Origin of the sequence: uncultured Agitococcus sp. (assembly GCF_937920075.1) — a bacterium.
Taxonomy (GTDB): Bacteria; Pseudomonadota; Gammaproteobacteria; order Pseudomonadales; family Moraxellaceae; genus Agitococcus.
The window spans coordinates 1-8,693 of sequence record NZ_CALETI010000087.1 but is presented as its reverse complement, the minus strand read 5'-3'; the positions used below and the strand labels follow the sequence as shown (position 1 = coordinate 8,693).

Genomic DNA, 8,693 nt, shown 5'->3' with positions numbered 1-8,693 from the left:
TGTTAATTGCCAAATTTTTTCAAAAAAAGCGGTGTTAGTAATACAAGTAAACCATAAAGCCAATAAAGCATTAATGACCGCAGGGCTACGCCAAGATAAGTGATTTAAAAAAGATTTAAGCATATCAATTTAAAGAGTTAGGAAAATAAACATTGACCGATAGGCCACCAGTAGGACGATTTTGAAAGGTAATTTTTCCATCATGCAAATCAATAATTTTTTGTACAATAGATAAACCTAAGCCTGTCCCTCGTGTATCTGAACTTTGTTCATGGCGATAAAAACGTTGTGTCAGGTGCATTAAATCTTCTTCTGGGACACCTTGGCCTTGATCGCACACTTCTAAACAGAGTTGATTATCATCTTGTTTAAGTAATACTTGTATGCTGCTGTTAGAGGGTGAGTATTTAATCGCATTTTCGATTAAATTACGCACTAAAACATTCATTAACACCCGATTGGCTTTGAATATCATTAAATCTTGTTGATAGTCTAATTCTAAATTTTGCTCTTTTTGTTGTGCTAAAGGATAAAGAGCAGCAGTCACTTCTTGCACCAAACTAACTAAATCAATCGCATCACGTTGCAACGCTTGTTTGTTGGCTTCCAAACGCGCCAAGGTTAATAATTGCTCAACGGTGTGTGTGCTACGATCAACGCCTACTAAGGCATCTTCGATTCCTTGTTGTTTTTGTTCAAAGGTAGTGGCATCACTGGCCAGTTGTAACTGCAATTTTAGTACAGATAATGGGGTGCGTAACTCATGAGCAGCATCTGCTAAAAAGCGACGCTCACGTTCAATGCCTTCATCCAAACGATCTAATAGGTGATTGAGTGCATGTAATACGGGGCGAAGCTCATTAGGTGGATTATTGGTTAATTTAACAGGCTGTAAATAGTCTAAATCACGCTCTTGCATTGCTCGTGATAATTGAGTGAGCGGTAATAAGCCACGTTTAATCACATTACCAATTAAAATCATAATCATGACAATGGCAATAATTGTCCCTGATAACATACTAAATAAAATGTTATGCAACATTTCTTCACGAATATCAGAACGCTCGGCAACCATTAACCAATAGTGATTAGCAGGAATTTGATGGGTATAAATAAACCATGTATGTTTACCTGATTTTTGTTGAAAAAAACCTTTTTGTAGGGGCGAAAGTGCGTGTGTAGGTGCACTAGGGGTGCTTAAAATTAATTTTCCTTGTTTGTCCCACACTTGAATAGCCACTTTACGTTCGTAAGCGTGGGCATCGGCATTAAAATCTTCACCTTCTTCTAAATGGGTCGCTTTGACTTGAGAGAGAGCTTGATTGATTTGCTCAATATTCAGTTTATGCGGTTTTTGATTAAGAAAACCTTCAATAAATCTAGAATTTTCAATCAGTTGTGCATCATGTAGTTCGCTTATTTCGTGAGTGCTGGCCACATAACTAATTAAAAATGAGGCACAAGACGACAATAGTAATGCGCCAAATAAGCCAAGTAGAAGATATTGGCGAATCGACTTCATTTATGTTTCTCTATAATGTAGCCAATACCACGCACGGTTTTAATCAGTTCGGGATAGAGTTTTTTGCGTAAATGATGAATGTGTACTTCTAAGGCATTGCTTTCAATGTCTTCGCCCCATCCATATAAACTTTGTTCGAGTTTTTGACGAGTGAGCACTTTGCCAACATTTTCGAGTAGTTCGTGTAGCACCATAAATTCACGGCGGTGGAGGCTAATTTCTTTATCTTGATAAAAAATACGTTGATTTTGTGGTTCTAAACGTAAGTCGCCATAACAAATTTGGCTTTCGGCTCGGCCATTGGCACGACGAGTTAAAGCACGAATCCGTGCATAGAGTTCGGCTAAATCAAAGGGTTTTAATAAATAATCGTCTGCGCCTGCATCCAAACCTTGTACTTTGTCTTGGGTGGTATCGCGTGCAGTTAAAATTAAGACAGGTGTTTGAATGCCTTTAAGTCGGGCTTGTTTAAGTACACTCATGCCGTCAATTTTGGGCAAGCCTAAATCTAAAATAATTAGGTCTATGTGTTGGTCTAAAATTGCTTGTAGTGCTTGGCTACCATCACGCAGCCAATCCACGGTGTAACCTTGTGGCTCTAAGGCGCGTTGTAAGGTTTGTCCAAGCATCAAATCATCTTCAACTAATAAAATACGCATACGCCATAACCCTATGTTTTGTAATGCTTTAGCTTAAATCGGCTTTGGCAGCATAATACAATAAATGACAAAACTTAAGGATTGCTTAAGGCAATATAATTTGTGTAGGCTTGGTGGGTGTTGATTATTAATATGAGCAATAACGTATGTTAAGCATAAACGTTTTGGAGTGTTTGGCTGAATTTATATTTTTGTATACAGGGAAGACGCTCCAAATCAATGAAATACAAACTTATATTGAACCTAAGTTAATAGAGAAGGAGTTAATGAACTCCTACAAACATGGACTAATAACAAAAGAAGAAGTTTGTGATTTTGTATTCGCACATTTATATACGAAATTTGTTCTGTGTAATGATGTACAACCTATTAGTCCTGAACAACAAATGGGTATTAAGAATAAATTTAAGAGTTTATTATTTAATAGAAATGTAAGCTGTGAAGTACGAAACCCACGATAACCGTTCAATCAAATAAATTGAGCATTTTGTACACGTTCAAAATCACTATCTTTACCCACATTTGGCATAGCCATTAATGAGTCAATAAAACAATCAGGTGATTTTGTCGCATAACGATTTTTTAAAAAGTCTATAAAAGCAATGACTTGCTCTTGAGCAATTGGCGGTAAACTATCAAAATTTTGTATGGCAGTGATAGGCAACATGATCTTTACTCCTAAGAGTGGTTTTGTTTTATCATAGCATTTAGGATAATTAGCAGCAAAGCAAGAAGTGTGGGCTTCTTAGCCAAACCCACAAATCAATATTAACGAATACACCAATAAGGCGTATCCATTGCGTCTAAAAACTGCTCAGCAAATTCACCTTGTAAACTCGCAAAAGTTGCCATCATGCCTGCTTCAATACACGTAGGGGCAGCGACTGTAACGGAGTGGGGTGCATCAGTAATTGGCCAACCTGTCATTGGGTTTAAAATATGGCTATAACGCACACCATCTTTTAATAAAAAGCGTTTGCTATCACCACTGGTCGCCAATGCGCCTTGGCTAATTTCTAAAATACCTTGTGTTTGACCATCTTGTTCAGGGTTTTCAATGCCCACTTTCCACGGTGAACCATCACGACGCGTACCTGACACACGCAAATCACCGCCAAAATTAATTAATACAGGCTCTTGGGTATGCTCAGTGGCTAATAACCAAACTTTATCAACCGCATATTCTTTGCCAATGCCACCAAAATCTAACTCCATGCCATAGGGAAGAGAAATGACGGGATTTAACCAACGCACCTTTTCCCAACCAATATGGGGTAATAAAGACTCAACCACTTCAGGATCAGCCAATAAACTACTACCATCAAAACGCCATGCTCGACGCAAAATGCCCGATGTCACATCAAACATGCCACCACTTAAGGTATAACATTGTGCCGCAAAATCAATAAGTTCAGCAGTTTCGGCATCCACTTGAACAATGCCACCTTCACAATGATTAATTTGATAAACAATATTATCAGGCTGATAACGGCTAAACTTTTGTTCTATACGCCATGTTTCTTTGCTAATTAAATGGGCGAGTCGTTGCACGAGTTGACTATCATCAGTATCAACTAACACCTCACAGGTGCTAGCCATTGCCTCAAATTGAATTTGCCAATAATTATGATGATGTTGAATGTGAATTTGGTTACTGCGGTCGTGGGACATAGAGGCTGTTCCTTCCTTTACTAATCCCTCACCCCAACCCTCTCCCACGGGGCGAGGGGGTTCTCTCTCCCTTTGGGAGAGAGCTAGAGTGAGGGTAAATAAAAGGTTAAAATTTAAAAGAATAACCAAACTGTACCACTAAAGCATTCAAATCAGGAACCAATGTTTGTGTTTTAAGTTGACCAATTGCAGGTGTTTTGACATTACCAGCTTGATTGTATTGTTCAACACGTACACTAAACTCTCGGTCATTGCTTAAGGTTTTGCCATATTTAATGCCAAACGTGGTGGCATCAAATTCGCCTAAACGCGAATCAGCCGAAGCAAACTGCGGTAAGGTTTGACCTTGTACCAAGAAGTTTTGATAAAAGTCGGCGGCTGTTTGGGTATAAAAACGCACATGTGGCTCTAAATAACTGCTATCGTTGAGTTGGTAACGATAACGTAAATCGAGCGTATGTGAATTAATGCCCCAATCATCGGTCATATAACGATAAGACACATCAACAACATCTTCGGTTAAATGATATTTGGTCTGCCAAAATAAACTATGACGTGTGCGGCTATCAGGACGATTTTCAAATAAATAATCTGACGCAAACCCTGTAGTGCCATCAACCAAGCTTAAGACTTTATAAGGGTCGGTATGATAACCACTGGATGTGCTTAACGAGTAATTCCATTGCATAATCGTTTTACGATTAATCACTTGGGTAACACCAATTAAGGCATCAATCACCGTTTTATTATCATCACCTTCTTTGATATTAGCCGCCATAGAACTAAAGGGCTTAGGTTTGCCACCCACAGAGTTAAGCGTATCTAATTCTAGGTTTAAACCTGCACTGATTGTGGTATTTTTGTTGTTTAAGTCTTTAGAAATCGCTCCATTTAACGATAACGATTTAAAGTCAAACTCAGAAGAAATGCCACCACCGACACTGGCTTTGTAGTCTTCGCCTAACGGTTGTTCCCAGTTAGCATGAACGGCCGCACGGGTGTCTTTGAACTCACCATCTAAAGGTTGGCTATTTGGTGCAGTGGTATAAGTTTTATTACCAGAAGGGCCAGTAAAGGTTTGTGGCTGGCTACTGGAGGTTGCGCCATTAGGTGATGCACCTGTTAAGGAGTCTAAAGTGACTTTTAAATTAAGAACACGCTCATCACCGTAGTCTTTTTTAAAGTTAACAATCGGTTCAGCAGCCGTCACACGACCACTATCTTCGGCATAGTACAAAACAGCAGTATCCACTTGCCATTTTTTGCTATCGGCAGAAGTATCTTCGGCGTGAGCCGTTGTAGTAGCAATTCCTAATAAACCGCAGCTTGCTGCGGCCAATGCGGCACGAAAGGCTGGCATCTTTTTGTTAGTTAGTTGCATCCGCAGCCACCTCCACCAAATGCGCGACCACCACTGGACGCTTCTTTACTAAAATAAATATGGTCATCAATCGCGCTGTCTAATGGCGCACTATTGAGTTGCATGGACTTTTTCGCTAACAAATCGCGCTCCCAAGGTTTGACTCCTAAAGAGCTACACGCTGTTAAGCTGCTGAGTAGCACACCACTAAGGATGAGTAGGCTGAGCTTGTATTTCATTATTTGACTCTCTTTTATTCCCTCATCCCAACCCACTCCCAAAGGGCGAGGGGGTTCTCTCTCCCTGTGGGAGAGAGCTAGAGTGAGGGGGTAAATGTTAGTTTTTTAATAAACTGTTAAGTTCTGTTTCGTATTGGCTTTGTTTATCAAGATGAAAGCCTTTATGTTTAAAACGAGGTTTTCCTTCTCGATCTAATACATAAGAGCTAGGCATGGAACTGACTTTGAAGTCTTCGGCTAATTTGCCGTCTTTATCAAAAAGAACATTAAATTCGGGTTTAAATTCACTTAAAAATTTGTCAGCAAGTTTTTTATCTTGGTCAACGTTAATGGCAATAATCACTAAACCATCTTTGCCATATTGTTGTTGCATCTTTTTCATCCACGGAAAAGATTCACGGCAAGGGCCACACCAAGATGCCCAAAAGTCAACATAAACCACTTTGCCTTTATAACTGTCTAAATTTAGGTTATCGGCATGAGTCAGGGTACTACTTAGGGCTAATAAACTGGCACCTAACCATTTGACAATTTTATTCATTATCTAATACCTATTCATTGAATGCTGATGAGCATTACTTGTCTGAGCATGAGGCTATTCTAATCGGTTAAATCTTAAGGATTACTTAAGGAAAATTAATTTTATTCATAATTATAAAAATGATGATATTTGTATAAATGCATGAATATAAATTAAATTTTAGTTTTTACCTGTTTTAAAAGTTATTTCTATTTCTTACTTTTCTTAAGACTCTCTTAATGAATGCTTGTTACATTGTTGACTAGAAGAAATTAATTTATCAGGGTGAAGATATGCGCCTTTGGCCTATTTTGCTGTTAGCAACGTCTATAAATAGTGTACAAGCTGCTGTGCCAAGTTTTGATGATATTCCTGCTGAAGAGGATTATTTAGAGGTTGGCCAAGCGTTTCAACCTGTTGTCAAAACGACAGATGGCCATGTGCAAATGAGTTTTACCATTGCTGATGGTTATTATTTATATAAGAAGCGTATTTCGATACAAAGTACAGATAATAATCATCCTGTAGTCATGGGTGACGGCCAATTTAGCCAAAAAGCCGAAATTAAAAACGACCCCAATTTTGGTCGGGTAGAAATTTTTCATAAGACTTTAGCTGTTGAAATTCCTGTGTATGCCCAAAATCCTCAAGATGTGGGTCAAATAACAACGGTCAAAGCCATTTATCAAGGTTGTTCACAACAAGGTTTATGTTATCCACCACAGACAATTAAAGCCAATGTTAAGCTTTTGCAGTTGGCACCCACATCCACTGTTGACACAGATAATTTGACCACAGTGAATAATTCAGCAAGTGTGGGTAGTAAAAAAACGGATACCAATGATGCCAATAGTTTATCGCAGTTTTTGGCGGGTAGTAGTTTAGGGCTGATATTGGCGACATTTTTGGTGTTGGGGATTGGCTTATCATTTACTCCCTGTGTGTTACCCATGGTACCAATTTTGTCAGGCATTATTGCTGGCCAAGGGCAGGGCTTATCAGCTAAACGAGGCTTTTTATTATCGTTGTCTTATGTGGTTGGTATGGCAACCACTTATGCTTTAGCAGGGATGGCCGTTGGTTATTTTGGCGCAAGTGCTAATTTATCGGCATGGATGCAAAGCCCTGTGGTGTTGTCGGTGTTTGCAGGGATTTTTGTGTTGTTGGCTCTAGCAATGTTTGGCTTTTATGAATTACGTTTGCCTGCATTTATTCAAGATCGTTTAAGCAATTTAAACCAAAAACAACAAGGCGGCACTTATGTTGGCGTGTTGTTAATGGGGATTTTATCGGCTTTAGTGGTATCACCTTGTGTGTCTGCACCGTTGGCAGGTGCGTTGTTATACATCAGTAGTACGGGGGATATGTGGTTAGGTGGTGCAGCATTATTGGCTTTAGGTTTAGGCATGGGCACTCCCTTATTATTAATTGGTGTCGGTGGTGGTAGCTTGATTCCAAAAGCAGGCTCATGGATGGTGGTGGTTAAGTCGGTGTTTGGTGTGTTGTTGTTGATGGTTGCCATTTGGTTGTTATCACGCTTTTTAGCGGGAGCAGTCACTTTAGTGTTATGGGGTTTGTTGTTGATTGTCTGTGGCATTTTGATGGGAGCTTTAGACAATACCCAAGCAGGATGGCAACGTTTTTGGAAAGGTTTAGGTGTTGCATTATTGGTATGGGGCGTGCTGTTGTTGGTGGGCGCTGCCAATGGTCAGTCTAATCCTTTAAGACCTTTACAGTTTTCTAGTACAAGCAATAAAGAGTTGAGTAACAAAACCGAATTAACCTTTCGGAAAGTCAATAATGCCCAAGAATTAGAAGTCGCTTTAGCTGAGGCAAAACAACAAGGTAAAGTCGCTTTATTAGATTTTTATGCCGATTGGTGTGTGGCTTGTGTGGAAATGGCACACGATACGTTTAGCTCGCCAATTGTTGCCAATGCTTTAAAACCTGTGGTGTTATTACAAGCAGATATTACCAGCAATGATGACAATGCACAGGCGATGTTAAAACGTTTTGGTTTGTTTGGCCCACCCAGTGTGTTGTTTTTTAATGACCAAGGCCAAGAGTTACGTGCGTTACGGGTGATGGGAAGTATGGATGCAGAGCAGTTTGTGGAGCATATTAAACCATTGCCGATTTAATAAAAAAGGGCGGAAATACCGCCCTTTTTTATGTTTAATCTTTAATAGTAAATGGCATAGGTGTTGTTGGATTTTTATATTGAGGTAGTTGCACCATACGTTGTAAGCCAAGCATGGTGTAATAGGGCGCTTGACGTTGTACAGCATTAATTGCCCATGATGGTACAACCCCACCAGGATGAATAAAACCTTCTACTTCTAGACGTGTTTTATCTTTTTCAATGGGTGTCCAACGAATCACCATATCTTCCGCCGTCATCCGAATAAATGGTGGACGTGGTGGAATAAAATCGGGGACTGCTTTGAGTTTAAAGGCAGCATAACCTTTTTTAGCCGTATAAGGCTCAATCACTGCATGAATAGCCACATCACGATCGGGTAAAGAAACGGGCGCATCATGTTGTAAATAATAATAAAACTCGGTGTCAGACACTTTTTTTAATAATTTTGATTCACGTACTGTCCAAAACCAACGAGTATAGTTTTCAATATCAAAATAAACACGAGCCACGGTTTCTAATGAACCATCAACAATGACATCCAGCTTAAACGAGCGAACGCCACCATTTTGATCATCACGT

The 8,693-nt window shown here is 39.5% G+C and carries 9 protein-coding genes; 1 reads left to right on the top strand and 8 read right to left on the bottom strand.

The genetic code is table 11. The annotated features are described in order from the left end of the window. Positions 1 to 124: 124 nt before the first annotated feature. The 7 genes from Q0212_RS03260 to Q0212_RS03230 form a co-directional block, all read right to left on the bottom strand. On the bottom strand, positions 125 to 1,522 hold the full coding sequence (locus Q0212_RS03260) for an ATP-binding protein (protein ID WP_297922157.1): 1,398 nt from the start codon (positions 1,520 to 1,522) through the stop codon (positions 125 to 127). Further along, positions 1,519 to 2,181, bottom strand: coding sequence for a response regulator transcription factor (locus Q0212_RS03255; RefSeq protein ID WP_297922154.1), 663 nt, complete (start codon positions 2,179 to 2,181; stop codon positions 1,519 to 1,521). Before Q0212_RS03255 ends, Q0212_RS03260 begins: the two co-directional genes overlap by 4 nt. Before the next feature lie 469 nt (positions 2,182 to 2,650). Continuing rightward, positions 2,651 to 2,848, bottom strand: a complete 198-nt coding sequence (locus Q0212_RS03250; RefSeq protein ID WP_297922151.1) for a hypothetical protein — start codon at positions 2,846 to 2,848, stop codon at positions 2,651 to 2,653. Between the two features lie 101 nt (positions 2,849 to 2,949). Then, positions 2,950 to 3,852 carry an FAD:protein FMN transferase gene (locus tag Q0212_RS03245; protein ID WP_297922148.1) on the bottom strand — a complete coding sequence of 301 codons (903 nt, stop codon included), beginning with the start codon at positions 3,850 to 3,852 and terminating at the stop codon, positions 2,950 to 2,952. 106 nt (positions 3,853 to 3,958) lie between these two features. After that, entirely contained in the window at positions 3,959 to 5,233 is a 1,275-nt protein-coding gene (locus Q0212_RS03240; protein ID WP_297922145.1) for a DUF3570 domain-containing protein, read from the bottom strand. Beyond that, a complete protein-coding gene (locus Q0212_RS03235) occupies positions 5,224 to 5,451 on the bottom strand; it encodes a DUF4266 domain-containing protein (protein ID WP_297922142.1) in 228 nt (75 codons plus the stop codon). The genes Q0212_RS03240 and Q0212_RS03235 overlap by 10 nt, the downstream gene beginning before the upstream one ends. Before the next feature lie 97 nt (positions 5,452 to 5,548). Then, positions 5,549 to 5,992 (bottom strand): TlpA disulfide reductase family protein, encoded by a 444-nt coding sequence (locus tag Q0212_RS03230; RefSeq protein ID WP_297922139.1) that lies wholly within the window; start codon positions 5,990 to 5,992, stop codon positions 5,549 to 5,551. Positions 5,993 to 6,264: 272 nt separating this feature from the next. On the opposite strand from Q0212_RS03230, the gene dsbD reads away from it, so the two are divergent. After that, on the top strand, positions 6,265 to 8,112 hold the full coding sequence (dsbD, locus tag Q0212_RS03225) for a protein-disulfide reductase DsbD (RefSeq protein ID WP_297922136.1): 1,848 nt from the start codon (positions 6,265 to 6,267) through the stop codon (positions 8,110 to 8,112). A gap of 34 nt (positions 8,113 to 8,146) precedes the next feature. On the opposite strand, the gene Q0212_RS03220 is transcribed toward dsbD, so the two are convergent. Then, positions 8,147 to 8,693, bottom strand: a 547-nt coding sequence (locus tag Q0212_RS03220) for an START domain-containing protein (RefSeq protein ID WP_297922133.1), incomplete at its 5' end; no start/stop codon positions are given.

Coding starts and splice junctions, on each gene's coding strand:
- Q0212_RS03260 (WP_297922157.1), bottom strand. CDS start 1,522: ATGAAGTCGATTCGCCAATATCTTCTACTTGGCTTATTTGGCGCATTA.
- Q0212_RS03255 (WP_297922154.1), bottom strand. CDS start 2,181: ATGCGTATTTTATTAGTTGAAGATGATTTGATGCTTGGACAAACCTTA.
- Q0212_RS03250 (WP_297922151.1), bottom strand. CDS start 2,848: ATGTTGCCTATCACTGCCATACAAAATTTTGATAGTTTACCGCCAATT.
- Q0212_RS03245 (WP_297922148.1), bottom strand. CDS start 3,852: ATGTCCCACGACCGCAGTAACCAAATTCACATTCAACATCATCATAAT.
- Q0212_RS03240 (WP_297922145.1), bottom strand. CDS start 5,233: ATGCAACTAACTAACAAAAAGATGCCAGCCTTTCGTGCCGCATTGGCC.
- Q0212_RS03235 (WP_297922142.1), bottom strand. CDS start 5,451: ATGAAATACAAGCTCAGCCTACTCATCCTTAGTGGTGTGCTACTCAGC.
- Q0212_RS03230 (WP_297922139.1), bottom strand. CDS start 5,992: ATGAATAAAATTGTCAAATGGTTAGGTGCCAGTTTATTAGCCCTAAGT.
- dsbD (WP_297922136.1), top strand. CDS start 6,265: ATGCGCCTTTGGCCTATTTTGCTGTTAGCAACGTCTATAAATAGTGTA.